The sequence below is a fragment of the Botrimarina sp. genome, from assembly GCF_040219535.1.
Taxonomy (GTDB): domain Bacteria; phylum Planctomycetota; class Planctomycetia; order Pirellulales; family Lacipirellulaceae; genus Botrimarina.
On sequence record NZ_JAVJSH010000035.1, the window covers coordinates 22882 to 49382 of the forward strand.

General features: G+C 68.6%; 25 protein-coding genes. 18 read left to right on the forward strand and 7 right to left on the reverse strand.

Features of this window, described 5'->3' with window-relative positions:
• Positions 1–20: 20 nt before the first annotated feature.
• Positions 21–371, reverse strand: a complete 351-nt coding sequence (locus tag RIC11_RS19335) for a TraR/DksA family transcriptional regulator (protein ID WP_350214037.1) — start codon at positions 369–371, stop codon at positions 21–23.
• 360 nt (positions 372–731) lie between these two features.
• Here RIC11_RS19335 and thrC point away from each other — a divergent pair, with 360 nt between their 5' ends.
• Positions 732–2165 (forward strand): threonine synthase, encoded by a 1434-nt coding sequence (thrC, locus tag RIC11_RS19340; protein WP_350214038.1) that lies wholly within the window; start codon positions 732–734, stop codon positions 2163–2165.
• Between the two features lie 17 nt (positions 2166–2182).
• Positions 2183–2437, forward strand: a complete 255-nt coding sequence (locus tag RIC11_RS19345) for a hypothetical protein (RefSeq protein WP_350214039.1) — start codon at positions 2183–2185, stop codon at positions 2435–2437.
• Positions 2438–2607: 170 nt separating this feature from the next.
• On the opposite strand, the gene RIC11_RS19350 is transcribed toward RIC11_RS19345, so the two are convergent.
• The 3 genes from RIC11_RS19350 to RIC11_RS19360 form a co-directional block, all read right to left on the reverse strand.
• A complete protein-coding gene (locus tag RIC11_RS19350; RefSeq protein ID WP_350214040.1) occupies positions 2608–3705 on the reverse strand; it encodes a hypothetical protein in 1098 nt (365 codons plus the stop codon).
• A gap of 114 nt (positions 3706–3819) precedes the next feature.
• Positions 3820–5298, reverse strand: a complete 1479-nt coding sequence (locus RIC11_RS19355) for a DUF1501 domain-containing protein (protein ID WP_350214041.1) — start codon at positions 5296–5298, stop codon at positions 3820–3822.
• A gap of 35 nt (positions 5299–5333) precedes the next feature.
• Complete coding sequence (locus tag RIC11_RS19360; protein WP_350214042.1) at positions 5334–8330, reverse strand: PSD1 and planctomycete cytochrome C domain-containing protein; 2997 nt, start codon at positions 8328–8330, stop codon at positions 5334–5336.
• Between the two features lie 329 nt (positions 8331–8659).
• Between RIC11_RS19360 and RIC11_RS19365 the strand changes: the two genes are divergently transcribed.
• The 14 genes from RIC11_RS19365 (at position 8660) to RIC11_RS19430 (ending at position 22744) form a co-directional block, all read left to right on the forward strand.
• Positions 8660–10294 carry a sulfatase family protein gene (locus tag RIC11_RS19365; RefSeq protein ID WP_350214043.1) on the forward strand — a complete coding sequence of 545 codons (1635 nt, stop codon included), beginning with the start codon at positions 8660–8662 and terminating at the stop codon, positions 10292–10294.
• Between the two features lie 213 nt (positions 10295–10507).
• The gene (locus RIC11_RS19370; protein WP_350214044.1) at positions 10508–11854 is read left to right on the forward strand and encodes a GDSL-type esterase/lipase family protein; all 1347 of its coding nucleotides are present in this window, start codon (positions 10508–10510) and stop codon (positions 11852–11854) included.
• A gap of 260 nt (positions 11855–12114) precedes the next feature.
• A complete protein-coding gene (locus RIC11_RS19375) occupies positions 12115–13671 on the forward strand; it encodes an alpha-N-arabinofuranosidase (RefSeq protein ID WP_350214045.1) in 1557 nt (518 codons plus the stop codon).
• 682 nt (positions 13672–14353) lie between these two features.
• Positions 14354–15058: a hypothetical protein gene (locus RIC11_RS19380; RefSeq protein WP_350214046.1), complete on the forward strand. Its 705-nt coding sequence runs from the start codon at positions 14354–14356 to the stop codon at positions 15056–15058.
• 141 nt (positions 15059–15199) lie between these two features.
• A complete protein-coding gene (locus RIC11_RS19385) occupies positions 15200–15391 on the forward strand; it encodes a helix-turn-helix domain-containing protein (RefSeq protein ID WP_350214047.1) in 192 nt (63 codons plus the stop codon).
• Between the two features lie 677 nt (positions 15392–16068).
• The gene (locus RIC11_RS19390; protein ID WP_350214048.1) at positions 16069–16539 is read left to right on the forward strand and encodes a hypothetical protein; all 471 of its coding nucleotides are present in this window, start codon (positions 16069–16071) and stop codon (positions 16537–16539) included.
• A gap of 366 nt (positions 16540–16905) precedes the next feature.
• Positions 16906–17160 (forward strand): hypothetical protein, encoded by a 255-nt coding sequence (locus RIC11_RS19395; RefSeq protein ID WP_350214049.1) that lies wholly within the window; start codon positions 16906–16908, stop codon positions 17158–17160.
• A 10-nt stretch (positions 17161–17170) separates the two neighbouring features.
• Positions 17171–17383 carry a hypothetical protein gene (locus RIC11_RS19400; protein ID WP_350214050.1) on the forward strand — a complete coding sequence of 71 codons (213 nt, stop codon included), beginning with the start codon at positions 17171–17173 and terminating at the stop codon, positions 17381–17383.
• The gene (locus RIC11_RS19405; RefSeq protein ID WP_350214051.1) at positions 17383–18348 is read left to right on the forward strand and encodes a S49 family peptidase; all 966 of its coding nucleotides are present in this window, start codon (positions 17383–17385) and stop codon (positions 18346–18348) included. Before RIC11_RS19400 ends, RIC11_RS19405 begins: the two co-directional genes overlap by 1 nt.
• A 13-nt stretch (positions 18349–18361) precedes the next feature.
• The gene (locus RIC11_RS19410) at positions 18362–19201 is read left to right on the forward strand and encodes a hypothetical protein (RefSeq protein ID WP_350214052.1); all 840 of its coding nucleotides are present in this window, start codon (positions 18362–18364) and stop codon (positions 19199–19201) included.
• 49 nt (positions 19202–19250) lie between these two features.
• Entirely contained in the window at positions 19251–20258 is a 1008-nt protein-coding gene (locus RIC11_RS19415; protein ID WP_350214053.1) for a hypothetical protein, read from the forward strand.
• Positions 20259–20453: 195 nt separating this feature from the next.
• Complete coding sequence (locus tag RIC11_RS19420; RefSeq protein WP_350214054.1) at positions 20454–20759, forward strand: hypothetical protein; 306 nt, start codon at positions 20454–20456, stop codon at positions 20757–20759.
• 182 nt (positions 20760–20941) lie between these two features.
• On the forward strand, positions 20942–22477 hold the full coding sequence (locus RIC11_RS19425; protein ID WP_350214055.1) for a hypothetical protein: 1536 nt from the start codon (positions 20942–20944) through the stop codon (positions 22475–22477).
• 3 nt (positions 22478–22480) lie between these two features.
• Positions 22481–22744, forward strand: coding sequence for a hypothetical protein (locus RIC11_RS19430; RefSeq protein WP_350214056.1), 264 nt, complete (start codon positions 22481–22483; stop codon positions 22742–22744).
• Here RIC11_RS19430 and RIC11_RS19435 read toward each other — a convergent pair.
• Positions 22713–23300 (reverse strand): hypothetical protein, encoded by a 588-nt coding sequence (locus RIC11_RS19435; RefSeq protein WP_350214057.1) that lies wholly within the window; start codon positions 23298–23300, stop codon positions 22713–22715. The two genes, RIC11_RS19430 and RIC11_RS19435, sit on opposite strands and share 32 nt — an antisense overlap.
• 340 nt (positions 23301–23640) lie before the next feature.
• Between RIC11_RS19435 and RIC11_RS19440 the strand changes: the two genes are divergently transcribed.
• Both RIC11_RS19440 and RIC11_RS19445 read left to right on the forward strand, forming a co-directional pair.
• Positions 23641–24174, forward strand: a complete 534-nt coding sequence (locus RIC11_RS19440) for a hypothetical protein (protein WP_350214058.1) — start codon at positions 23641–23643, stop codon at positions 24172–24174.
• 61 nt (positions 24175–24235) lie between these two features.
• Positions 24236–25612 carry a tyrosine-type recombinase/integrase gene (locus RIC11_RS19445; RefSeq protein ID WP_350214059.1) on the forward strand — a complete coding sequence of 459 codons (1377 nt, stop codon included), beginning with the start codon at positions 24236–24238 and terminating at the stop codon, positions 25610–25612.
• Positions 25613–25945: 333 nt separating this feature from the next.
• Here RIC11_RS19445 and RIC11_RS19450 read toward each other — a convergent pair whose 3' ends face one another.
• Together RIC11_RS19450 and RIC11_RS19455 are read right to left on the reverse strand one after the other, a co-directional pair.
• Complete coding sequence (locus RIC11_RS19450) at positions 25946–26110, reverse strand: hypothetical protein (RefSeq protein ID WP_350214060.1); 165 nt, start codon at positions 26108–26110, stop codon at positions 25946–25948.
• A gap of 183 nt (positions 26111–26293) precedes the next feature.
• The coding region (locus RIC11_RS19455; protein ID WP_350214061.1) for a hypothetical protein at positions 26294–26501 on the reverse strand (208 nt) is incomplete at its 5' end.

The window sequence follows — 26501 nt, forward strand, 5'->3', positions numbered from 1 at the left end:
GGTCTCGTGGGTCGGGGGCGTCAGCCTTCCTGTTTCTGCGCGCAGCCGACGCACATCGAGGCGTAAGGGATCGCGTTGAGCCGCGTCTTGGGGATGACGCCGTCGCACTCGGCGCACTTGCCGTAGGTCCCCTGCTCGATCCGGGCGAGGGCGTCGTCGATCGACGCGATCGCCCCCTCGTCGGATTCCATCAGGCTGAGCGTGAACTCTTGCTCGTAGTTCTCGCTCCCTAGCTCGGCCATGTGGATCGGCATCGCGTTGCCGTTCGCCTCGTGCAGGGCCACGTCTGCCAACGCTTTGACGTCGCCCTGCAGGCGGGCTCTGAGCTGAAGCAGGCGGTCGCGGTAGGTCTGCAGGTCTGCCTTCTTCATCCGGGCTTTCTCCGTTCCTCTCGCTAGGTCGGCGGTCGTCTATCACGGGGGCGGCCCTCCGCCGGGCGGGTCGTCCGATGCCCGCCGGCCCCGGTGAGGGCGGCATAGACTCGCTAGTTTACGCAGGAGTCGGCTTGTGCGTCTATCGGATCGCCGAACCCGGGCGGTTCGCCGACGGGCGACGCGCCGGTGCGCGGATTGGGGGTCACGTTGCGGACGCGGTCGGGCCGAAGTAAACTTTGCGTAAGTTGTTGAACAAAAACGCATTGCGCGGATTGTCGGGCCGCCCCGCTTTCCGCGTGCGATAGGATTGCGCGAGGTCCTTCCGAATCCCCCTCTCGCCCGGCCAGGAGCCCGCGGATGACCGCCGCCGCTATTCACGCCGCCGCCAAAGCGACCAAGACCGACGCCGCGTTCCAGCAGTGCGTCATGCCCGGCTGCGGCGCGACGTACGACATCGCCGAGGTCCGCACCAGCTGCGACGCGTGCGGCTCGCTGCTGGACATCTCGTACGACTGGGACCGCCTGCCCGCGCCCCGCTCGCTCCGCGACTTCGAGGCGAAGTGGGCCCGTCGGAACGAGCCGCTGGAGCGCTCCGGCGTGTGGCGGTTCCGCGAGCTGCTGCCCTTCGCCCCCGACGAGAAGATCGTCACGATCGGCGAGGGCCAGACGCCGCTGCACCCGTCGCCGGGGGTGAGCGATTACGTGGGGATGGACGCCGGCCGCCTGATGCTGCAGTACGAGGGGATGAACCCGTCGGGCAGCTTCAAGGACAACGGCATGACCGCCGCGTTCACCCACGCGCACCTGATCGGCGCGAAGCGTGCCGCGTGCGCGTCGACCGGCAACACCTCCGCTTCGCTCGCGCTGTACTGCGGCATGAGCCGCCTGATGCAGGCCGTGATCTTCATCGGCTCCGGCAAGATCAGCTACGGCAAGCTGTCGCAGGCGCTGGACTACGGCGCGCTCACCGTGCAGATCGCCGGCGACTTCGACGACGCGATGATGCGTGTGCGCCAGGTGTCGCAGCAGTTGGGCATCTACCTGGTGAACAGCGTGAACCCGTTCCGGCTCGAGGGGCAGAAGACGATCATGCTCCGCGTGCTTGAGTCGCTCGGCTGGGAGGTCCCGGACTGGGTCGTCGTGCCGGGTGGCAACCTGGGGAACTCGAGCTCCTTCGGCAAGGCGTTCCACGAGCTGCACAAGCTGGGCCTGATCGACCGCACGCCGCGGCTGGCGGTCATCAACGCGGCCGGCGCCGACACGCTGTACGAGCTCTACGAGAACCGCGGCCTGCGGTGGAACAAGGGCCAGCCGGACACGAAGATCGTCGACAGCTACTACGCCGAACTCGACGCGGCCTCCGAGCGCGCCGACACGATCGCCAGCGCGATCGAGATCAACCGCCCCGTGAACCTGATGAAGTGCCTCAGGGCGCTGGAGTGCATGGACGGCGTGGTGCGCGAGGTGACCGACCAGCAGATCCTCGACGCGAAGGCCCGCGTGGCCGCCAACGGGCTGGGCTGCGAGCCGGCCTCGGCCGCCAGCGTGGCCGGCGCGAAGATGCTCCGCGAGGAGGGCGTGATCGACCGCGGCGAGCGGGTCGTGTGCGTGCTCACCGGTCACCAGCTGAAGGACCCCACCGCGACGGTCGCGTACCACTCTAGCGACCAGAACGAGTTCAACCGCGTGCTGGGCAGCCGCGGCGTCAGCACCGCGACGTTCGCCAACCGCGCCGTGCAGGTCGACAACGACCTCGACGCGATCGTGCGGACGATCCAGCTGAACAGCTGAGAACCGGGAGAACGTCAGTGATCAGCTACAAGACGTTTCACGAACTGCTGACCGAGCGGCCCTTCAAGCCGTTTCGGGTGACGCTGTCGAGTGGCAAGGAGTACGAGGTCCGCCATCCAGAGATGGCCCTGCTGACGAAGAGCCAGCTGCTTGTGGGCATCGACGTGGAAGACGGCGTGCCCGCGGAGTTCAAGATTTGCTCGCTGCTGCATGTCACGGCCGTCGAGCCGTGCGAACCGGCCGCCGAGTCGGCGGGCGAATCGAGTCACTGATTCGGTTGGTGCTTCACCGGGTGCTGAGAGAGTCGCATGGCGTCGCCCCCAGAGCCGACCCGCGCCTAACATGCGAAAGCGTATAGCTAGATCGCTAGCAACTCCGCTTCACTATGTGCCCGGCCACGAGTCGCCGTGCGTATAACTTTCGGGAGCAGTCGTGAGTTTCACTACAACCCGATGTGAGGCCAAACTCGCTGGCAAAGGCGCGGCAGACTTTCGCGAACGTAGTTCTGCAAACTGAACCACTCAACTTCGCGATCGGTCCGCCAGACTTCCAGGGCTTGTGGTACATCTTCGTCGAAGAACCGCGATCGATGGTTGTAGTACGGGTACGTTTCTAACCGCGTGCGCCAAATGGAGTGATCTTTGATCTCGGTCCATGTTTCTACGGCTAGCACAGCCGCGACAACGCGATTCGATTGACGAAAAAGCTTCTCCGTCGCTCTGAGGAACCAAGCCTCTAGGTCGGTTTCTTTCGACCAATGCTCTGGTACTCGGAGGTATATAATTGACGGCCGCTCCTTCGGCAGCTGCTTTCGTGCAGACTCCAATGTATTTAGAATGGTCTGCGGTGACGGCAACGAAGAAGTGCTCTTGGCCTTTATCTCACAACATAATTGTCTGCCGGCGGGCGAGAGGAAATGGGCATCGTAGTCGCACCCTTTCCTTCCAGTCGGCTCAACGAACGAGAATTGCCGATTCAGGCATGCGAGGACGCCCGCACATTCGAATTCGCCGATTGCAGATTGCAGATCAGACTGGTTTTTCGCGATGAGTCGTGTCCGATATGACAGTCCAGGGACGGATTGCAAGTTAAAGATGCCTTCTGCGAGCACCGTTGCGCGGCGGCGAGTCCGAGCCTCGGCCGCATGATCGTTCGGCGGCCGCCAAAGGTATTCAGTTATCGGTGATGCCGACTCCGCGTTCACCGCTCTTTCGAACCATTCGCTGCCCAATGCGAAACGCAAGATGTCGGCGCTCAAGCCGGACGTGTACTGCGGAACGTGCAGCTCTCGGAAGCCTCCCCTGTGATAGTTGACAATCCGGCAACCGAGCATGTACTCCAGATGCTCCGGAGCTAGCGATGTGATCGACGCGATTTCCGGTGTCAGGAGGGGGTAGCCTTTCTCCTTCATTTTCCATGAGAACGTACCCGGCTCCGGCCATGGATATGGCATTACGGGGACTTCGATTGGTCCGTTCTTGCCATTAATGATGAAACTAGACGGCCGCGGCGATGGGCGGCGTTTCTGCTGTCCGGCCATCCGCTCGACTCCATTCGGTTGCCGGTTCGGTACGGCATAGAGCTCGACGATAATTGGCTTTCAGGGCGAAACATGCCGCTGCAAAGCCACTTCAGTCTGTTCAGCATATCCCGATCACCCCAGCAGCTCCATCACCGGCTCGACCGGCTCCACGCCGGTCAAACGCATGTCGAGGCCCTGGTGGCGGTAGGTCAGGCGTTTGTGGTCGATGCCCAGGGCGTGCAGGATCGTCGCGTTGAGCTCGTGGATGTGCACCGGGTCTTTGACCACATTGTAGCTGAAGTCGTCGGTCTCGCCGTAGGTGAGGCCCTTCTTCACCCCGCCGCCGGCCATCCAGATCGTGAAGCAACGCGGGTGGTGGTCGCGGCCGTAGTTCTCGCGCGACAGGCCGCCCTGGCAGTAGATCGTGCGGCCGAACTCGCCGCCCCACACGACGAGCGTGTCGTCCAGCAGGCCGCGCTGCTTGAGGTCGGTCACGAGCGCCCAGGTCGGTCGGTCGACGTCGCCGCATTGGGCGGGTAGGTCGCCGCTGATGTCGCCGTGCTGGTCCCAGCCGCGGTGGAAGATCTGCGTGAACCGCACGCCCCGCTCGGCCATCCGCCGCGCGAGCAGGCAACTGGCCGCGAACGTGCCCGGCTCGTTCACCTCCGGCCCGTACATGTCCAGCACGCTCTGCGGCTCGTCGGAGAAGTCGGTCAGGTCCGGCACGGAGGCCTGCATGCGGAAGGCCATCTCGTACTGGTCGATGCGGGTCTGGGTCTCCGGGTCGCCGACCCGCTGGAGCGTGCGCCGGTTGAACTCGGCGAGCCGGTCGAGCATCCGCCGCCGCGCCGCGCGGTCGACGCCGTCGGGGTTCGACAGGAACAGCACCGGGTCCCCCTCGGAGCGGAGCGACACGCCCTGGTACTTGCCGGGCAGAAAGCCGCTGCCCCACAGGCGGCTGTAGAGGGCCTGCGCGTCGCGTTTGGCGCTCCAGCGGGGCGTCATCACGACGAACGCGGGCAGGTCGGCGTTGGCCGTGCCGAGCCCGTAAGAGAGCCACGCGCCGAGGCTCGCGCGGCCCGGCTGCTGGTCGCCGGTGCAGATGTAGGTGATCGCCGGGTCGTGGTTGATGGCCTCGGTGTTGACGGTCTTCACGAAGGTGACCTCGTCGGCCAGCTTCGCGATGTTGGGCAGCAGCTCGCTGACCCACGCGCCCGACTCCCCGTGCCGGGCGAACTTGTACTTGGTGGGCGCGATCGGCAGGCGGGACTGGCCGGAGGTCATCGTGGTGATGCGTTGGCCGTCGCGGATCGACTCGGGCAGGTCCTTGTCGAACATCTCGGCCATCTTCGGCTTGTAGTCGAACAGGTCGATCTGGCTCGGCGCGCCGGCCGTGAACAGGTAGATCGCGCGCTTCGCGGTCGGCGCGAAGTGCGGCACGCCGGGCAAGCCGCCCGTCGACAGCGGCGACGGCGAGGCCGCCCCGCCGCCCGCGGCCGAGCCGTGCGAGAGCGACCAGAGCGCGGCGCCGCCCAGCCCCATCGCGCCGCGCGCGAAGAAGTGGCGGCGGGTCATCGCGCTACGCAGCGCGTTGTAGGCGTGGTGGTCCATACCGTTGGGTCTTGAGGGCGTGTCGGGTGCAGCCGTTAGTTCTTGGTGACGACCTCGTCCAGGTTCAGCACGAGGTTCGCGGTCATCGTCCACGCGGCGAGCTCGGCCGTGTCCAGCGCCGGGTCGGGCGGCGCGGCGCCGATCGAGACCAGCGCGGCAGCGGCCTCCGGCGCGCCGCGGTATCGGCGGAGCTCTCCGCGGTAGCCCTCGGCGAGCGACTCGGCCTCAGTTTCATCGGCGGGGCGGCCGGTGGCGAGCAGCAGCATCCGGGCGGCCCGCGCGGTGTCGGTCGGGCCTCCGCCGGGCGGCCCGTCCCAGCGCAGCACGCGCTCGGCGAGGCCGCGGGCCGCCTCGACGTACTGCGGGTCGTTCATCAGCATTAGCGCTTGCAACGGCGTGTTCGTCCGCTCGCGGCGGATCGTGCAAGACTCGCGCGTGGGCGCGTCGAGCACGGTGAACTGCGGCGGCGGGCTGGTGCGCTTGTAGAACGTGTACAGGCTGCGGCGGTGGACCTTCTCCGGCGCGGTGTCGGCGACGAACTCGGCCGTGTCGGACGCCTCGTACGCGACCGCCTTCCAAAGGCCGCCGGGCTGCGGCGGGCGGACCGGCGGGCCGCCGAGCCGCTCCACGAGCAGCCCGCTCGCGGCGAGCGCCTGATCGCGCAGGACCTCCGCGTCGAGTCGGTGCCGCGGCCCGCGCGCGAGCCAGCGGTTCGGCGGGTCGTCCCGCCACGCTTCGGCCGCGGCCGAGGAGCTCCGCCGGTAGGCTTCGGTCGTCACCAGTTGCTTGAAGAGCCGCTTGACGTCCCACCCGTGCCGGACGAAGTCGGCGGCGAGCCAGTCGAGCAGCTCCGGGTGCGACGGCGGCGAGCCCTGCGAGCCGAAGTCCTCGGCCGTCTGCACCAGGCCCACGCCGAAGAGCTGCCGCCAGTACCGGTTGACCGCGACGCGGGCCGTGAGCGGCTGGTCCTCCGACACGGCCCACCGCGCGAGCCCAAGCCGGTCTTGCGGCGCGTCGCCGGGCAGCGCGGGCAGGAAGGCCGGCACGCGGCGCTCGACCGGGTCGCCCTGCGCGTCGTACTCGCCGCGCAGCAGGTCGTAAGCCACGCGGGGCTCGGGCCTCTCTCGGAAGATGAGCGTCGACGGCACCGATCGATCCACCGCCAGCCACTCCGCCTCGACGGCGGCGACCTGTTGTCGCAAGTCTTCCAGCTCCGGGAACTCCGCCGTGCGGGCGCGGAAGGCTTGCCGGATCAAGAGCGCGTCCGTTTCGGAACGCTCGCCGGGCGCCGTGCCGGCGATGTCGACGAGCTCGGTCGGCAAGACCGTCGCGTCGAGGACCTCGAACTCAAACCCGCTCGGTCCCTCGACGTTGCCGACGCGGAGCGTCAGGAAGTTGTCGCCCGGCTTGAGCGTCATCTTGAAGCGGTCGGGCCCCTCGGAGAGCGGCCGCTGCGCCTTGTGGTCGTAAACGGCGGCGCCGTTGAGCTTGACGCGGAGCGAGTCGTCGGACCGGACCGCGACTTCTACTTCCGTCGGCCGGTCCACGGTGATCGTGCGGCACACGACGTTGCTCGCCAGCCTGCCGGGCAGCGCGGCGTGGGGGCGGCCGTCGACCCAGTCGGGGCGGACCTCCCAGCCGACGGTGCGGCCGTCCTTGAGGGTCCACGTCTGATCGGGGTCGAACGCGTCGGTTTCCGCCGGGGCGGCGCCGTGGACCACGTTCTTGAGGTTATCGGTGAAGGGCCCGGCGGTCCGCCACTCGCTGGCGTAGAGGACCGGCGTGGGCACGAGGGCCTCGGCCACCCCGGGCCCAGCCAACGCGACTAACGCGTCCTCCCAATCGCGCTGCGCCGCATCGAGCCGCGGATCGTCCCGCAGGTAGACCCGCCGCAGGCCACCGAGCTTCGCCTGCAACTCCTCCAGCCGCGCCTGTTGCTGATCGCTCGGCACGCGGATCGCGGGGGCGTGGTCTCGGACGTTGCCGTCGTTGGGTCCGCCGTCGATGCTGTTGAAGAACGCGAAGAGCGAGTAGTACTCCTTCCGCGACAGGGGGTCGTACTTGTGGTCGTGGCACTTCGCGCAGCCGACCGTGAGGCCCAGCACGACCGTGCCGAACGCGTCGACGCGGTCGCGCACGTTGTCGGTGTAGATCTCTTGCTCGATCACTCCGCCCTCGGCGGTGCTGACGTTGCAGCGGTTGAAGCCGGTCGCGATCAATTGCTCGCGCGTCGGGTCGGGCAGCAAGTCACCGGCGATCTGCTCGACGAGGAACTCGTCGTAGGGCTTGTTCGCGTTCAGCGCCGCCACGACCCAGTCGCGGTAGGGCCAGATCTCTCGGTAGTTGTCCAGGTGCTTGCCGTGCGTGTCGCCGTAGCGGACCGCGTCGAGCCAGTAACGCGCGCGGTGCTCGCCGTAGCGTGGCGACGCGAGCAGCCGGTCGACCAACCGCTCGTACGCCTCGGGCGAGTCGTCGGAAACGAACGCTTCGACCTCCGCCGGCGTGGGGGGCAGGCCGGTCAGGTCGAGCGTCAGCCGCCGCGCGAGCGTGCGCTTGTCGGCCTGCGGCTGGATCGCGAGCCCCTTCTCTTCGATCCGCCGATTCAAAAAGCGATCGATCTCCGACGCGCCGGCCTCGCCGTCGGGCGGGGACGGCTTCTCGATCGGCGCGAAGGCCCAGTGCTCGCCGTACGACGCGCCGGCGTCGATCCAGCGGCGGAGCAGGTCGACCTCCTCGCGCGACAGCGGCGGCTTGCCGGCGTGCTCGGGCGGCATGCGCAGGTCGTCCCCCTCGGGCAGCGACACCCGGGCGATGACCTCGCTCGACTCGCTGTCGCCGGGCAGGATGGCCCACTCGGTCGCGCCCTCCTGCGTGTCGAGACGCAGCGCCGCTTCTTGGGTCCCCGGACCGTGGCAGCCGAAGCAGCGGTCCGACAGCAGCGGGCGGACCTCGTGCGCGAAGCTCGGCGCCGGCTCCGCCGCCCGCGCTGCTGCCGTGCTAAGCAGCGCGTCGAGCAGAGTGAAGCAGAGCATCCCCACCGCGAGCGGCCGAAGGGGCGGAATCGTCCGACAGGAAGCGTCGCGGAGTCGCATCGAGAGCCCGGTGAACTGGCCAATCAGGAAAAGGAGCGGCCCGCAGCCTTACGCGCTGGGCCGCGGCTCAACCACAACGATAACCCGCTGGGCGGCGATCGTCAGGGTTCCGTTCGGCCCTAAATCGCGCCCCAAAAGGCCCGGCCCGGAGTTGACCGTCGGCGCAGCCCCGGCCAGCCTTAGGTGGGAAGGCCGGCGCCTCGGGCCCGCCGAACGGCGACCGACCGCGGCTCGGCCCGACTCGCTACCCTCTTCTCTGGATCCAACTCATGCTGACCAACCGCCCGGCGGCTGCCTGCGTGGCCGCGGCATTGCTAGTTTCAAGCTTGTGCAGCCACGCGTGCGCGGCCGAATCGCCCGGCGCCGCCGGCCGCCCGAACCTGCTGTTCATCTTCTCCGACGACCACTCGCCGGCGGCCATCGGGGCGTACGGCGGGCGGCTCGCAGGGCTCGACCCCACGCCGCAGATCGACCGGCTGGCCCAGAGCGGCGCGTTGTTCCGCAACAGCTTCTGCACCAACTCGATCTGCGGCCCGAGCCGCGCCGTTGTGCTGACCGGCAAGCACAGCCACCTGAACGGCTTCCGCAAGAACGGCGACCGCTTCAACGGCGACCAGTGGACCTTCCCCAAGCAGTTGCAGGAGGCCGGCTATGCGACCGCGATCGTCGGCAAGTGGCACCTGGGGTCGGACCCGCAGGGCTTCGACTTTTGGCGGGTGCTCCCGGGGCAGGGGGCCTACTACAACCCGAAGTTCCGCACCCCCGAGGGGACGATCGAGGTCCAGGGGCACTGCACCGACATCGTGACCGACATGGCGCTGTCGTGGTTGCGCGATTGGAGCGCGAACCGCGGCGTCGACGGCGGCGACAAGCCGTTCTTGATGATGTGCCAACACAAGGCGCCGCACCGCAACTGGATGCCCGCCCCGGAGGACCTCGGCCTCTACGAGGACGACCACATCCCCGAGCCGCCCAACCTGTTCGACGACCTGGCCGACAACGCCAGCCCCGCCCGCGCGGCCGAGATGTCGATCCGCACGCACATGCACCCCAACTACGACCTGTTCCTCGACACGCAGCCCACGTCCGAGGAGGCCGGCTACGCCGCCGACCGCTCCGGCCATCATAACCTCGCGCGCATGACGCCCGAGCAACGCGCGGCGTGGGACGCGGGGCTCGCCGCGGGGAACGAGCGGTTCAACGCCGAAGCGCCGCAGGGCGACCAGCGGGTCCGCCAGAAGTACCAGCGCTACATGAAGAACTACCTGCGGACGATCCGCGGCGTGGACCGCAGCGTCGGCAAGCTGCTCGACTTCCTCGAAGAGAGCGGCCTCGCGGAGAACACGGTGGTGGTCTACTCGTCCGACCAGGGCTTCTACCTGGGCGAGCACGGGTGGTACGACAAGCGGTGGATGTACGAGCCGTCGCTGGCGATGCCGCTCGTCGTGCGCTGGCCCGGCGTCACGCGGCCGGGCAGGGTGGTCGACCAGATGGTCCAGAACCTCGACTACGCGCCCACGCTGCTCGACGCGGCCGGCGCCGAGGTCCCGAGCGAGGTCCAGGGCCGTTCGCTCCGTGCGCTGCTCGCCGGCGGCCCCGCCCCCGAGGACTGGCGCGACGCGATCTTCTACCACTACTACGGGCACCCCGACGTGCACAACGTCGCCAAGCACCGCGGCGTGCGGACCGAGCGGTACAAGCTGATCCACTTCTACGAGAGCGGCGAGTGGGAGCTGTACGACCTGCGGGCCGATCCCGACGAGATGCAAAACCTGTACGGCGACCCCGCCTACGCCGACCTGGCCGCGCGGCTCAAGAAGCAGCTGGAGCGCCTCGCCAGCGAAGCGCGCGACGACACCGACGTGTCGCCCGTCGCCGCGCCGGCGCCCAGCCAGACCGGTTGACGCCGACGCCGAACCGGCAACGGAGCGACCCCCACGCGCCGCGGTGAACGAACCGACTCGCGGGCGCGGCGATCCGCAGCCCGCGAACCAAGAGCCGGCGCCGGCCGCTCGCGGCCGAATCGCAAGAGCCGACCGACCCCCGCTGCGGCAAGCCGTCCGGCGCCGGCGCGCGGCGGTTGGCGGCCGTTGCTCCGCGCTGAGTAAACTGGCCGCATGAGAAACCTATCGCTGCTGCCCTCCTTCTCGGCTGGCGCCGCTTCGGCCCGACGCTTGGCGCCGCCGCTCGCGGCCGCGTTGATCGCTGGGCTGCTCGTCAACGCCGAGGGCTCGGCGGCCTACTGGACCGAGCCCATGCAGGCGGTCCACGCCAACTTCACGGGCCGCGCCGGCACGATCGCACGCTTCGGCGACAGCATCTCCGTGAGCGGCGCCTACTTCGGTCCGCTTCGGTACCGGCACAGCAACACGACGGCCGACTCGCAAGCCGCGCTCGCTTGGCTTCAAGGCCGCACCCCGGCCGACGTTTGGAATTGGCAGAGCGCCGCGACCGGCGCGAAGTCGGGGTCAACCAGCGCGTGGCCGCTAGAGCCGAGCGGCGAGCCGGGGCGCCGCAACGTCGACGTGTGGCTCGACACGCTCAACCCAGAGATCGCGCTGGTCATGTGGGGGACCAACGACCTCGCGCGAGGGGCCGAGCCGGCGGACTACGCGGCGAACCTGCGGGAAGTCGTCGCGGCGATCAAGAGCAACGGGACCACGCCGATCCTGATCAGCCCACCGCCACGCAGCGGCTACGAAGCCGCGGCCCAGCGGTACTCCGAAGCGCTGGCCGACCTGGCGCTCGAGGAGGGCGTGCCGCTGGTCGACTACCACGGCGAGATCCTCGCGCGCGCGCCGGGCGACCAATGGAACGGCGCGCTGATCTACGACGGCGCCGGCAGCGTGTACGACGTCGAGCGCCTGGTGTCCGGCGATGGCGTCCACCCGTCGAACCCGTCGGGGTACCGCAGCAATTTCTCCGACGCCGCGCTCGGCAAGAGCGGCTACACCCTGCTCAACTACGCCGTGCTCGGTGCGGCCCACGACCTGTACCAGCAGGCGCTCAGCCCCGCAGCCGCGTTCACGCCGGCCGACTTCAACGGGGACGGCTCGGTCGACGCGGCCGACTACACCGTCTGGCGAGACAGCCTGGGCCTGACGGACCTGACGCCGTACCAACTGGGCGACGCCAACGGCGACCGCCAGGTCACCAACACCGACTACCAAGCTTGGGCGGCGAGCTACCAATCGCCTGCCGACGCGGCGGCCCCCTCGCCGACGCCCGAGCCGGCGGCTTCGACGCTGCTCTTGTTGCTGGCGGCGCCCGCCGCATGCCGCTCCGGCCGGCGGCGAGTTGTAGCGGCGCGTGCGGCGCCACCCTTCGTTCCTGGGTTGCTTCGTGGTTCCCGCCCCGCCCGCGCGGCCAATTCGCGGCCGGGCCGGGCGCGGGGGGGCGACAATCGACCGGTTTTGGATCGGTGCGCCGCCCGGGGAATAACGTTACAGCGCGGGGCCGTGTAACGGATCACCAACTCCAGACGCCGCAACGGCTTAAGCTCGAAAAGCGGCGCGTTTAGCGTTACACGCGCGAAATAAGAGTGTCGCGTTTGTATCGCTTCACAAGCGGCTTGCCGCGTTTGGCGGCCAAAGAGATCGGCGGTTTCGCCCGCGACGGACGAACGGCCCGGGCGCCCCCCGGGGCGGCGGCAGGTTAAAAAGAGAGCCCCGGCCCGCCGGGTTGCTCGTCTTACAAGAAGCCTCTTCTCGATTCAGTCGACGCCATGAAAGTGCCCCGCTTCCTTTGCTCGGCCCTGGCCGCTGCCCTCTGCTTATCGACTGCCGCCACGGTCCACGCCGTCGAGGCGACGGCCACCATCCACGGCGACCGGGACGGCGGCCGCATCAGCCGCCACTTGTACGGCCACTTCGCCGAGCACCTGGGACGGTGCGTCTACGACGGGATCTGGGTCGGCCCCGACTCGGACATCCCCAACGAGGGCGGCCTGCGGACCGACGTGGTCGAGGCCCTCCGGGCGATCGACATCCCCAACCTCCGCTGGCCGGGCGGCTGCTTCGCCGACGACTACCACTGGCGCGACGGCGTCGGCCCGCGCGACCAGCGGCCCAAGCGGGTCAACATCCACTGGGGGCAGGTGGTCGACACCAACGCGTTCGGCACCCACGAGTTCTTCGACCTGTGCGAGACCCTCGGCGCCGAGCCCTACCTGGCCGGCAACGTGGGCAGCGGCACGCCGGAAGAACTCCGCGACTGGGTCGAGTACATCACCTACGACGGCGACAGCGAGCTGGCCAACCAGCGGCGCGAGAACGGCCGCGAGGCGCCGTGGGAGCTGAAGTACCTGGGCGTGGGCAACGAGAACTGGGGCTGCGGCGGCAGCATGCGACCCGAGTACTACGCCGACCTGTTCCGCCGCTACGCGAACTACTGCCGCGACTTCGGCGGTTCCCGCCTGGTGCGGATCGCGTGCGGCCCGAGCGGGTTCGACAAGAACTGGAACAACGTGGTCATGCAGCGTGCGAACCCTCAGATGCAGGGCTACTCGCTGCACTACTACACGGTCGACGCGCCGTGGCGCGACAAGCGGCCGGCGACCGGCTTCGACGAGGCCGCGTGGATCGGCATCCTCAGCGACTCGCTCAACATGCGCCGCGCGATCGGCGAGACGACCGACGCGATGGACCCGGTCGACCCCGACAAGCGGATCGGCCTGTACGTCGACGAGTGGGGCACGTGGTACCGCGGCGAGCCCGGCACGCCCGACTGGGCGCTCTACCAGCAGAACACGCTGCGCGACGCGCTGGTGGCCGCGCTCACGCTGCACATCTTCCACGAGCACAACGACCGGGTGGTGATGGCCAACATCGCGCAGACGGTCAACGTGCTGCAGGCGATGGTCCTGACCGACGGGCCGGACCTGCTGCTCACGCCGACCTACCACGTGTTCGACCTCTACAAGCCGCACCACGACGCGCAGCGCCTGCCCGTCGAGCTCGACACGCCGCCGTACCGGCACGGCGAGCGGTCGATGCCGGCGCTGAGCGTGTCCGCCTCGCGCGCCGAGGGAGGCGCGGTCACCGTGTCGATCGTCAACGCGCACGCGACCGAGGGGGCGCGGCTGGACTGCGAGCTGCCGGGCGTGGAGGCCGGCTCGGTGTCGGGCCGCGTGCTCACGGCCGACGAGCTCGACGCGCACAACACGTTCGACGAACCCAACCGCCTGAAGCCGAAAGAATTCGACGGCGCGCGGCTGAGGGACGGGGCGCTCCGCGTCGACGCGCCGCCCCGGTCGGTCGTCGTGCTGACGCTGCAAGAGTAGCGACGGACCAGCCGCCCCCGCCCCGCGGAGCGGCTGCGTCACTTCCGTCGTGAGCGCGTCGGATTCGCAACAACGGACCGGCCATTCCGACTCTGCACGCAATGGCCCCGTAGCCGCTGCAGCCAACGTGGCAGTCCGTCGAGCCCGAGAAGGCGCACGGCAGCGTGCCCGAGTCGAAGTGGCATCGGCCTCAGCCGACTGATCACTCGGAAGCCGCTCGGAAGCAGCTCGGAAGCCTTGCCTGCAGATAACGGACGACGGCTTCGCCCGCGCGGCAAATCGGCAGCAGAACCTGCCGGGAACGGGCGGCCGCAGCGCAGGCCTATCCGAGCGACCCCAACGGAACCTGTGGGCCTGCCACGGGTTACAACCCGTTGCCGCTCGCTGCCGGCCTAGAGGCCATCCAGCAGATGGCCGGGGAATGGGTGTACCAAGACTCGAACGACCCCGCTGCGGCCGCGGAATTACTGCGATCGCTGGCTGATGCGCTGCTATTGCGCTGCAAAATCGAGCCCGACGGCCCGAAGCGGCCGCGGTAGGATGCCAGGGTCCGCTCGGCCGCCGGCCGCGCGGAAACGTGACTCACGGGCCAGGCGGTTAGCTCCCGCCGTCGGCCGCCCGGCGTCGCCCTCTCCAGGCGGCGGCGCCGGGCTGCCGGGCCCGGCAGCCTGGAGCTTGTGGGATGCCCGGATCGGCGGAAATTGCGAACCATGCGATCGCACAGCTCGATGAGTTCGAGCGATTGTTCGCATCAGCGATTGTAAACAGAGCCAGATTGAGCGGCATCTTCCAGACCGGAGCGGCGAGCGCCGAGCTGATCGCAGCCGCGGGCCGATGGGCGGAGTCGCCCCACTTGGAATGGTCTAAGCTCGTTGCTCTTGGTGCGGATCTGCAGGCCGAACTCGACGCTCAGACCTCCCACTCCTCCTGGAAGCTCTGGCAACCGCAGTGGGACTTCTTTTCCGCTACCGAGGGTTTGAACGCCGCCTTCGTAGCTGACGCGTGTAGGGTGCTCAGGCACTGCCTGCTTGAAGCTGGCGCCGAAGGAAATCGTGCTGGGCTTCTAGGTGACGCGGCGCCCCCGTCGAAGGTCGTGGCACTGCAAGGCGTCCCTGCCAGCAAGTTCGTCGGGCTCCTCGGAATGGGCGATCGAGGTGATGTTCGCGCGAACATCCTGGGTGTCCGCGCGAACAGCAATGGAAAAGCCCGAGAAAGTCTGCCGGATGATCCAGACTCCCGAGACCTACTCCTCGCCCTAAAACAGGGAGCTGGCGGAAGCAAGTCAGCGGCTCAGATTGCCCGGGAAACACTGGGCGACGAGGAACTCGCGAAGAGAGTGTTGGCCCGATTGCGCGCTGCTAAGCGACGCGGAACTGTAGCTTGGTAGGGCGCGAACACGGGCTGTTCGCGCGAACATTCTCGGTGTTCGCGCGAACAGGGCGTTGAGCTAGTTCAGCCGCTTGTCTTCGATGTGCTGAGCGGCAGCCAGCGGTAGGGCTGCCCCGTCCAGAGCATCGAGGGAGAAGTCGTGACTCGTACCCAAGAGCTGCCGGCACACAAGACGCTGCCGGAGGTTGCGAAACGCTACGGCGTTTCTGAGAAGACCGTCCGTGGTTGGCACCAGTCGGGCAAACTCAAAGTCGTCCGATTCGGACGATCCATCCGCGTGCCGGACGCCGAGATCGAGCGGATTGATCGCGACGGAATCTCCCTGCACTGACCCCATGAGGGCCGGTGTGATCGGCAAGGGAGGCCGGCGATATGCCTGGATGGATCATAGTCCCGCGCGATCATCTCGAGTCCGACGAGTGGCTCGCTGAGCCGTTCACGCGCGGTCAGGCGTGGATCGACCTTGTGAGCTTGGCCCGGTACGCGCCCGGCTCGGCCGTCGTCGGTGGGCGGCGAATCGACCTCCGGCGAGGCGAGCTTTGTCACAGCATCGCCACGCTCGCAGCCAGGTGGCGGTGGTCTGAGGGCAAGGTGAAAAGGTACCTCCGCGACCTAGAAACGGCCCGGAGGGTGGACCGGAGGAAGATGAACGCAAACTCTGTGACCGTAATACGTTGCTACGACGAGACACAGCGAGGCGGACCGAAGGTCGGACCGGACCTCGGACCGGAGGTCCAAGAGGCGGACCAGAGGTCGGACCGGACCTCAGACCGAAGGTCGGACCGGACCTCGGACCAGACCCCGAACGGCGTAAGTCGGGAATCTGCCAGCGATTTCGGCGGCCTCGCTCCCGCCGGCGAACCGAACCTCGGACCGGAGCCCGGACCTGAATGTGGACCGACACACGGACCGCAAAAGAAAGAAGGAATGAATGAACCACCTCCCCCAACCCCCTCCGTGGCGTCGGGGGATTGGGGGGGACTGATCAGAAAGCTGGAGGGGCTCGGCGTGCGAACCGCAGCGGAGAGCGCGGCCGCCGCCGCGGCCAACGGCTGCACGCCCGACGAGTTCGAGTCGCACCTCGATTGGTGGATCCGCCACCGCGATCTCTGGCGGTCGCCGGAGGGGGTGCTCGCCGCCCGGCTCAGCCGCCTGCAGCCCGGCGATAGCGCGTCGAACTTCTGGCCTCCATTTGACCCGGACCGCGAGCAGCGGCGGCGCCGCGATCGAGAGCGAGGGAAGCCGGGAACGGCCGAGGAGCTCCGACACAAACGCGATCGCGAGATCGAACAGCTGCGCCGCCGCGAAGCCGTTCGGCCGCAGCTGGCGGCGATGACGCCGGCCGAGCTCGCCGCCTTCGAACGGGAAGCGATCCCCGACGAGCGGCAGCGCCGGGAGCTCAGTCGCATGCCCACCAACTGGCGAGAGGACGCGCTGCTCGACGCGCTCGCGGCCAGGCAAACGGAGGCCGTCCTGTGAGCAGTCTCGCCCATCACGTGAACCCCGCGGCCATGTTGGCCGGCGCTCTCGCCGAACGAGGCGCGTGGCTCCGATTTCAGCCCGATGGCAGCTTGCGAATCGAAGACCCGGCGCAATCGCTCAGCGACGAGGACCGCGACCTGGTCCGCCGCTACGAGCCGGCTTTGGTCGCCTACCTGCTGAACGCCAGCGGGCCACCGCCCCGGGTGGTTCAAGGTGCTGCTGGGTGGCAGTGCATTCGCTGCGGATCGACAAGCAGCGTCGACCGACCGATTCACGGAGGCTACTCGCTGCGGCGCGACTGCGCGGCGTGCGGACTCACTGCAGGCTTTCCCGTCTGGTACGGCGTAGCCGAGGAGGCGCCGTGTGGGAGCGAGTGAGCCCGCCCCGGAGCGCGGCGAGGGCCGCAAGCCACGCACCGACTGGTCGGCCGCGCCGACCGTGTACGTGGAACGCGCCGTCTGCCCCCACTGCGGCGGCGCCGGTTACGACCGGACCCGCAGCGTGTCGGGCGGCGACGGGTCCGTCACTCGGCTCGTGCACTGCCGCACGTGCCACGAGCCGTACCGAATCTGCGAAGAGTTTCCCGCTTCGGGAAATCTCACCACCCGCGCCTGGTAGGTTCGCCGCCATGAGACTCGAACTGCCTTACAGCACGCTCCGCGTCCGCTCCGTTGGCTCCGCCGCGCAGTTGTTGCAGCTGATGCCCGCGCGGATCGGTGAGATCGCCGACGCGCTCGGCATCGAGCCGACGTGGGTTCTGAACGGCGTCGCGCACTACAGCGAGGCCGACCTCGAGCTGATCCGGCGGCGCCACCTCGAAACGCTCGCGGAGGCCCGTTGATGCGATCCCTCAGCGGCGAGGTGGCGGCCGTGCTGCCCGCGATGGCGCAGCGGCTGCTCGCCGACGACCTGTGCGACCTCACGTTCCGCGAGGCGAGCGGCGCCAACGCGTACGACGTGGCGACGGTCGACGGCGCGCTCACGCCCCCCGACTGCGAGCGGCTGCGGCGTTGGCTGCTTCGGGCCCAGGAGGTGACCGGCCGGCCGTTCGTCCTGCACTTCAACTGCCCGGGCGGCCTGGTGCGCGGCGGCGAGGAGACCGCGGAGCTGATCGCGCGGCTCGCGAAGCGACGCGAGGTTGTCGCCCTCGCCGAGGGCTACTGCTGCAGCCTCGCCTACTTGTTGGCCTCGCAAGCCACGCGGATCATCGCCACGCCGAGTTCCCTGCTGGGCAGCTGCGGCACGCTCTGCATGTTGGTCGACACGTCGCAGGCGCTCGCCGCGGCCGGGCTGCGTGTGATCCCGGTGACCAGCCACCCGCGCAAGGCGGCCGGCCACCCGGGCGTCCCGATCAGCGACGAGATGGTCACCGACGTGCAGCAGCGCGTCGACCTGGCCACTACCAGCTTCGAGCGCCGCCTCGAGCGGTCCGGCCGCTTCAGCCGCAGCCAACTCAGCACGGTGATGGAAGCCAAGGTCTACACGGCGCGGCAGGCGCTCCGCCTGGCCATGGTCGATGAGGTCGCTCTGGCTGAGGACGTGTTTACTCGAATGCGGAAGGCGCCCACGCCCCCCACGCCCCGGCAGCAGTACGCGAAGCTCAAAGGGGAGCGGGCCTACAAGCAGCTTTGCGAGTTGATCGAGAAGAGGGCAGGCGTGTCGGCAGCCTGGAGGGCCGACGAATCGGTCCGCAACGCGGTCCGTGGGGAGTTCCCCGAACTGGCCGCCGAGGTCAACGCTTGGAGCGCCGAGAGGCGGCGCCAGTCCGAGCGCGACGAACGGTATCGACGCGGAATCTACTTTTGAACACGGAGGCACGATGGCCACGGATGGTTTCGACCTAGGCGCCCTCACCAGCACGAGCGCGAAGCCCAAGAAGCGACCGACACGCCGCAAGGCCGCCGCGCCGGAGGTCGCTCCGGTTCAGTCGCCCCCCGAGGTCGACGACGCCCACCGGCCCGGCCGCGACCTGTTGGACGCGGCCGACGCGCTCCTGGGCGCCCTCGTCGATCAGTACCCGGACGCCAACCCCGCCGCGTTCTACCTGCGGGCCGGAGATTGGCATTTGCTCCGCCAGGTCGGGCTGGTGGGCATCGACCGACAGGGCCACCTGGCGCGGCTGGTGAACGCCGCCCGGAACGTCCGGGCCGCCCGCGCGACGCTCGAGGCGCTCCCCGAGCCCGAGGGGCTGAGCCGCGCCGACCAGACGAAGCGGTCTCACGCCCTGCAGTTGCTCGAGAACGCCGCGCCCGAGTCGGTGCGTCTAGAGCACGAGCACCGCCGCTGGGCCGTGCACCAGACCGGGGCCGCGAAGCGATTGCAGTCCGCCCGGAACACGCTCGAGCAGTTCGAGCACCTCGTCGACGAAGAAAACACGTTCTCGGTCCTCCACCGCCTGGAGGAAGCCTACAAGTCGGGCCAGCTGAAGACCTACTTCCAGCGGTACGGCGACGGCCGCGCGATCTCGTCGGGCGTGTTCGGCGGCGACAGCTTCGACGCGGCTCGCTACGAGACCCACCTGCGGCGCGTCGCCGCGGAGAAGATCGCGGACGCCAGGGCGGAGGTCGCGGCGCTCGAGCCGGAGGTCGACAAGCTCCTCGAGTTCGCCGACGCGCCGCTACGGGACTGGGTCGAGAAGGGCGTCACGCCCGGCAACTAACACGAGCACCGAAGCGCCGCCAGGTGGCGTCACCCTTCAGGAGGAAAACGTGGCAGCAACACTAACCGCCGACAACACCGCCTTCGAGGTCCGGGACGAGTACTCGGTCACCCTCGGGGCGTTCAACGACTCGATGGGCGCCGCGGGCTACGTGGGGCACCGGTTGTTCCCGCTGAGCCTGCGGACCCGAGGGTCGGGCCAGTACCCGAAGTTCCGGCCCGAGGAGGAGATGTTCCTGGAGGACTACGGCACCGAGCGGAAGCCGGACGGGACATTCAAACGCAGCTCGGCCGAGTGGGACGCCGACTCGTACGAGGTGAAGACCTACGGCCACGAGGCGACCATCGACGACGAGCGCTCGAACAGCTTCGACGACGTGCTCAGCGCCGAGCGATCCGAGCAGGGCCGCTTGCTGAACATGTTGCGGCGTGAGTTCGAGCGGCGGATCGCCGTGGCCGCGACCGCCGAGGCCAGCTACGACGTCTCCCGCATTAAAGGCGGCCTGACCGCCTGGAGCGACGGCGCCGCCACGGTGTTCGCCGACGTCGACGCCCAGCGGGACGCGTTCTTCGACGAGTTCGGCGGCGAGCCCAACGCGTTGTTCCTCGACCGGTCGGACATGCGGGACGCGTTGGTTTCCGCCGACGTACAGCCCCGGCTGCCCGGCGCGGTCCACGTGCAGCCGTCGGAACTGACGATGGCGGTCAACGCTCGCCGCTTGGCGATCGCCTTGGACCTGGACTTCGTGTTCGTCGCCAACGCGACCCGCAACCGCCTGCCGTCGCGCGACTTCGTCCGGCTGTGGCCCAAGGGCAAGGCGGTGCTGGCCCGCGTGCCGGTGACCGACGACCCGGCCGAGTACTGCTACGGCCGGACCATCGTCTGGGACCAGTTCGGCGACATCGAGGACGACCGGATTGTGTTCCGCGCCGAGCGGTACAAAGAGCAGCGGCCGAGCTCGGTAGTGGTCCGGGCGCGGGGCTCGTTCGTGCACAAGGTGCTCTACCCCGAAGGAGCGCGGCTGCTGCTGGTCGACGGGGCCGAGCAGCCGACCTAGCCCCAGGCCCGCGCCGCTGCCTCCTCCCGCTTCTCCGTGGCGGGGGAGGCCCTGCGACGCCTCCCGCTCCCCAAGGCGGCGAGGCGTCGCTAGGGGCGGCCTGGGGGAGCGGCGCCGGCCCCCCCGGGGGCGGCCTAGGTTCTTCCCCGCCGGGCCTCCCGGGGTCGGCGTAGCCGGCAATCGAGTGCTTTTTTTGTGCGGACGGGCGCCGGGGTCTGGGTAAGTAACAACGCGTCGGGGTGCTGCTTCGCCATGGGCAAGGTCAACAACGAGCGCCGCGAGTCGAGCTGGCTCACCGTCCGCCAGCTGGCCGACGCGCTCGACGTGTCGATCGACTACGTGCGCCGCGAGGTGCTCCGCCGGGCGCCGGCCGACATGGTGCGGCGCGACGTGCGGCCGATGCGGGTCTACGGCCGCGGGTGCATCGAGCTGGCCCTCCGCGGGCTGCTGAAGCCGGCCGAACCGCTCGACCTCGACCCGCTATTCCTGGATGACGAGTGACGACCACGACCGCCGGCCCGCCGACCCGACGCCGGCGGAAATCGCGGCTGGGTGCGAGCGAATCCGAGACACCTGGACCGAGGCTGACCGGCGGCGCCGCCACGTAGGACTAGAGCCAACGTGGGAACTGCCCCGAACCGAAGCAGTCGACGAATCAGAACTCGATCTCACGAGGTGACGCCATGGCATTCAAGGACACTTACACAATCGACTCGAGCGGGGCCGAGCGCGCCCTAGCGAACCTCAACAAGCTCATCAAGGAGCAAGAGGGCGCCACGGGCAAGGCGGTCAAGCAGCTCACGGCCGAGGAACGCGCGATCCGCTCGATCGCCGAGAAGGCCGAGCCCGTACGCCGCGTCAACCGCAAGTTCGAGGAGCTCGCGCAAATGGTGGCGCAGGGCAAGGTCGGCATCGAGGACGCCGCCAAGGTCGCCCAGAAGTACCAGCGGCAACTCGACCGGACCGGCGACTCGGGCAAGCGCGCCTTCGGCGAGTCGGCCGTCTTGAAGCTGGGGACCTACGCGGCCGGCCTGATTAGCGTCAACACGGCCCTGTCGGCCGGGCGCCAGCTCTACCAGGCGATCACCCAGGCGGCCGACCAAGCGGTCGAGCGGGCCCGCGCGGCGATCGACGCGGTCGGGGAGCTCCAGCAGCTCGCCAATTTCTCGGGGAACAAGGAGCTCGCGACCGACCTCGTGCGGCGTGGCATCGCCAACGACATGGCGCAGGGCGCCGGCATCGCGTTCCAACTCGGCTCCTCCGGCGTGAAGGGGGCCGAGCGGGACTTCCTGATCGAGGAGGTGGCCGCCCCGAAGCTCGTCGCGCCGGGCAACCTGGCGACGTTCGCCGCCAAGGTCAAGAAGGCCCAAGGGACGCTCGGCTTCGGCTCGTTCCAGAACACGACTCAGAAAATCCTCCAAGCCTCCGAGGCGACCGACACCGACGCGACCAGCATCGCCACGGCCAGCACGCGGTTTGGCTCGGAGCTCGGCGCGCTAGGCTTCTCCGGCGACTCGGGCCTGGCGGCGCTGACCACGATCATCCAGCAGAGCCCCAACCAAGACATCGCCGCCAACCGGCTGCGGGCGTTCCTCGGCGAGGTCGACAAGAAGGGGCTCGGCAAGGGGACGCTCCGCGAGACGATCGCCGCGATCCAGTCGCGGGTCGACGCGGGCGCCGAGGAGTCGAGCATCCTCACCAACAGCCGCTCGCTCAGCGGCTTCCGCAACCTGCGCGACCAGCTCGAGTTCTTCGACCAGCAACAGGGCCTCATCGCCTCGGCGCCCGAGCGGGACGTGGTCGGCCAGCGGGCCGGCGAGCTAGCCAAGGACCCCGTGTTCGGGGCCCAGCTCGCGGCCGACGAGGCGCGCGGCCGGCGGCTGGTGGCCGAGACGGCCGAGCTCGCCCCGGGCGCCGCGTTGCGGCAAGCGATCGAAGACGAAGGCATCGCGAGGGCCCACGAGGGGGGGAACCGGTTTGCGGCCGGCGTGGGCTACGCGGGCGGCTGGATGAACGATATGGCCGCGTTCGCCTACGGTGATCGGGCGTACCTCCAGGCAGAACTCGACGCCGACACGGTCTACGAGCAGCAGACCGGCAAGGAGGGCATGTCACAGGGCCTCGAGGACCAGATACGCGCTTACCTCAAGCGGACGGCCGAGGCGAGCGAGCGGTCGGCCGACGCGGCCGAGGGCGGCGCCAACCCGGGCGGAGAGTGAATCATGCGCGTGGGCGCCCACCCGACTGTGAAAGCGTTCCTCAAGGCCGTCGTCAGACAGAAGCTGTCGCTCGACGAGGACCTCGAGTGCGACTTGCTTGTCGGTCAGGCGACCGACCGTTGGCTCGCGGACCTCGCCGCGAAGGTCGAGCAGGCCGGCGTCAGTGAGGCAGAGCTGCTGCGGCTCGAGTACATGGAGGACGTTCGGGCGCTGGAAGAGCGTGTCAGCTTCGTCACTAGTCCACGCCCTTCGCCGGAGGAACAGTAGCGGGCACTGGAGCGCCGACCCGCGACTCACCAAGCTGATCAACCCCGATGACGCCTCGGCTGCATACCACGTTCTGGAAAGCCGGCCAGCCAATCATCACATCTTCCTCGTTGCCCCCAAGGCGAACGAACCTCTCTTCGTAAGGCTTCGGGTCGAATTCCAACGTGATGTCAAGCATGTCGCCTCCGCTCAGGCGTGAGACTTCGAAATAGAATCGAGTGTCGAAGCCGTCCACGACTCGATGGATTGTCCCCGGGCGAGAGAGACTGAGCCTCGCATCGCGCCCATCAGCAACGATCTCCCCTGAAATGAATCGAGCTGGTCGCGAGCTAGTGTTTTGGATTTGCAGGGTCGCCAGTGAAAGCCGCTCACCGTCGTTAATCCTTCGGCTTGCATAGACGACGCTCGCGTCCAAGGCGGTAGGCGGAGCGTGGTAGAGCGGCGAGGTGGACCACGCGATGTAGAGCGCCGCCAGTGAAACGATAAATGCAACCAACGCCCCGAGCCGCGCGGGCGCGTCACGCGCTGACTCACGTTCTGAGTGTTTGTTCGCCATGCGATTACTTCGCCTAGCCTCCGGTGACCTTGGAGTTGAAGTGCAGGGATTCGCCTGATCGGCAGCCTCGCCGCCCCCGCCGGTTGTCGCAAGACCGGCCTTTACCCCGCCGCCCCGCTGAGCGAAAATCGCCCCCGTCAAAGCTACCTGGGGCCTGTCAGCCCCGCCTGCACCGTTGAAGCCATGTCGAATATTCCGTTGAAAACCGAGCGCGTCGCTGCGCAGGTGTCCGGTACCCGTAAGGGCCGGGGGCGGTTCAACGGCCGCCTGACAACGCCTTCGCAGCGACGCGCTTGTTTTGCGCCTGGGCCGCTCTGGCCGGGCGAAAGGAGCCTCCTGGATGGCTGCTACAGGATGGGCGGACCCGCCTCTGCGGGTCCGCTGGACGCAAGCCCTCGTGGCGTGGTGGTATGGAGCGCCGATGCTCCGCCGCTACCGGCCGCTGGTCCGCGCCGAATTCGCCGCGGGTGACCAGATCGACGAGGCCCGGTTCCTCGCTCGGGCCGGCTACCACCACGCCGCGGTCTGCCTCTGCCGGGCCGCAATCGAGGCGAGGGTCCGGCGCGCCGCGATGGTCTCCCCGGTCTGGGATCGGGTGCGGTCCGAGAAGCGGCCAACGGACCTCGGCCACCTGCTCTGGAGGCACGGATTCTGGTCGAAGAACGACAAGCGGCACTTTCACAAGCTCTACGAGAAGCTGTCGCAGCACAGCCACGGCGTTCCCGCCGATGGGGCGAGGTGCTGGGAGCTGATCGACCGCTCGGCGAACCTCATGGAGCGGCTCGACGCGCTGGTTCTCCGCTGCCTGCGAACGGGCGGCGAGAGTGACAACCCGCCCGGCCGCGAGGAGCCGCTCGCTGAGGTGGAAGACTGACAACCCGCCCGGCCGCCCCGAGCGGGGCGGCCGGGCTTTTCTCTCGTACAGGGGGGGGATCATGGCGACACTCGCCAAGAACAACCGCGGGGGCTGGTATATCCAGTTCGAGGACCGCGACGGGCGCCGGCAGACGCTGACGCTCGGCAAGGTGCCCAAGCGGCACGCCAATGACTTCAAGCGACGGATCGAGTACGTGATCGCTGCGCACGTGTGCGGCATGGGGCTGGACCTCGAAACCAGCCGTTGGCTCGCCGGCCTGAATGACCGGCTCGCAGCGAAGCTTGCGAGGGTCGGGCTCGCGCCGGAGCGGTCCAGCGGCACGCTGGGGGCGTTCATCGAAGCCTACACGCAGCAGCGGCAAGCTGACCCCAAGGTGAAGGCGTCGACCATCGCCGCGTCCGAAGCCACCCACAAGCACCTGCGGAAGTTCTTTGGCGACGCCAAGCCGCTACGCGACATCCGAAAGGGTGACGCCGCGCGGTGGCGGATTGCGGCTTCGAAGGGCAGGGCAGAGAACACGCTCCGGAAGTGGGTCGCCAACGCTAAGAAGCTGTTCAACGCGGCGATCGCCGACGAGCTGATCGAGCGGAATCCATTCGACGGGATGCCGTCGCAGCCGGTCGAGAACCGGGAGCGGGAGCACTTCGTGAGCGTGGCCGACGCCGCAAAGGTGCTCGCCGCTTGCCCGTCGGTCGAGTGGAAGTTGATCTTCGGCCTCGCGCGCTTTGGAGGGCTCCGCTGTCCATCCGAAGTTCTCGCTCTGCGGTGGGGCGACGTGCTGTGGGACCAGAACCGGTTCATTGTTCGCAGCGACAAGACCGCGCACCACGACGGCCACGGGATGCGGTTCGTGCCGCTGTGGCCCGAGGTGCGTTCGATCCTCGAAGAGGCTCACGCGGCCACCATGCCAGGGCTCGCGACGCCGGGGGACGGCAACGTGGTCACGAAGACCCGCGACTCAGCGGACAACCTGCGGACGCAGATGGGGCGGATCGTCGAGCGGGCCGGCGTCGAGCCCTGGCCGAAGCTGTTCCAGAACTGCCGAGCGACCCGCGCGACGGAGGTCGCGAACGAGTACGGCGAGGCGAAGGAAGCGAAGTGGATCGGCCACAGCCGACTGATCGCTCGGAAGCACTACCTGCAGATCACGGACGACGACTTCGCCCGCGCGGCGTGCGCTGCAAATGCGCTGCAAACCCTGCCGGCATTGAGCGGGAACGAGCGGCAGCCCGCCCCGGACGGCTGCGACGTAAACCGCGAGCTTGCCGCGAGTTCCGCCGCGATGCCGCTCACTACCGCCCAAGAGGCCATCCAGCAGATGGCCGGGGAGTGGGTGTACCAAGACTCGAACTTGGGACCTCTACCTTATCAGGCTTGGCGGGACGCCTGCTCCCTGCAAACGTGTAAGAACCCCCGAAACTCCGTGCTAACTTAAGCTATCACGGGCGGAGGCTGCAACCGTTCGCGTTGATTGCCAGTCGTTTGCAGTGGGTTGGGGGTACACGTACCCCCGCTGGCCTGCACCGGTCAGGATCGGCCCGTTGCTCGCGGTGATCAGCGCGCCGAGAACCCGGTCGCCAAGAAACCGAGCCCCGCACGCGCCGCCTAGCGCGCCCGAAGCCCCACCCGTGACAACAGAGCCGCCCCTGCGCCAGAACGCGTGAGACGGGCTCCTATGGGCTCACAGAGAAGAGCCCTCTAAAACGCGGCCGACAGAGCGTCACCGCCGCGTGTTGGTGTTGGTCGTCGACAACAACGTCGTCGGCGCCTACTCCCCCAGCTCAGCCACCCGCACGATCGCCAACTCGACCGGCTGCACGTCGACCACGGCCCGCTTCGCCCGCGTCGCCTCGTCCCACGTCGCCCTGATCGCGGCGCAGGCTTCGCTGATTTCGTCGGGACCGGGCAGCCCGCAGCCGGGCTTCCAGTCCATCGGTTCGGCTCCGCGTTCCGTCGCCGATCCAGTTCTCGACTTGTCTGGCGTCACGCATCGGGTTCATCACCAGGTGAAAGCCGGTGAACCGGCGGGAACCACTCACCCGTGCGGGCCGGGCCGAAAGCTCGGGGCGAAGGCCCTAGCCCCTGACCCTCGACCCGACCGCGCGGGCGCACTCTGTCACTCGTCTCGAATCGCTTGCCTCAGCCGCTCGCACTCCGCCGCGGCTTCGGCGGCCAGCTGCGCGGCGGTCGCCGCCTCGAGCTTCAGGAACTCGTAGTCGTCGCCGCTGGGCGGCTCGTAGTCGGCTGGCGACTTCTCCCGCTTGCTGGGCTCGACCGGCTTCCACGAGAAGTCGCCCACGTACCGCTCCGACGTTTCTTGCCGG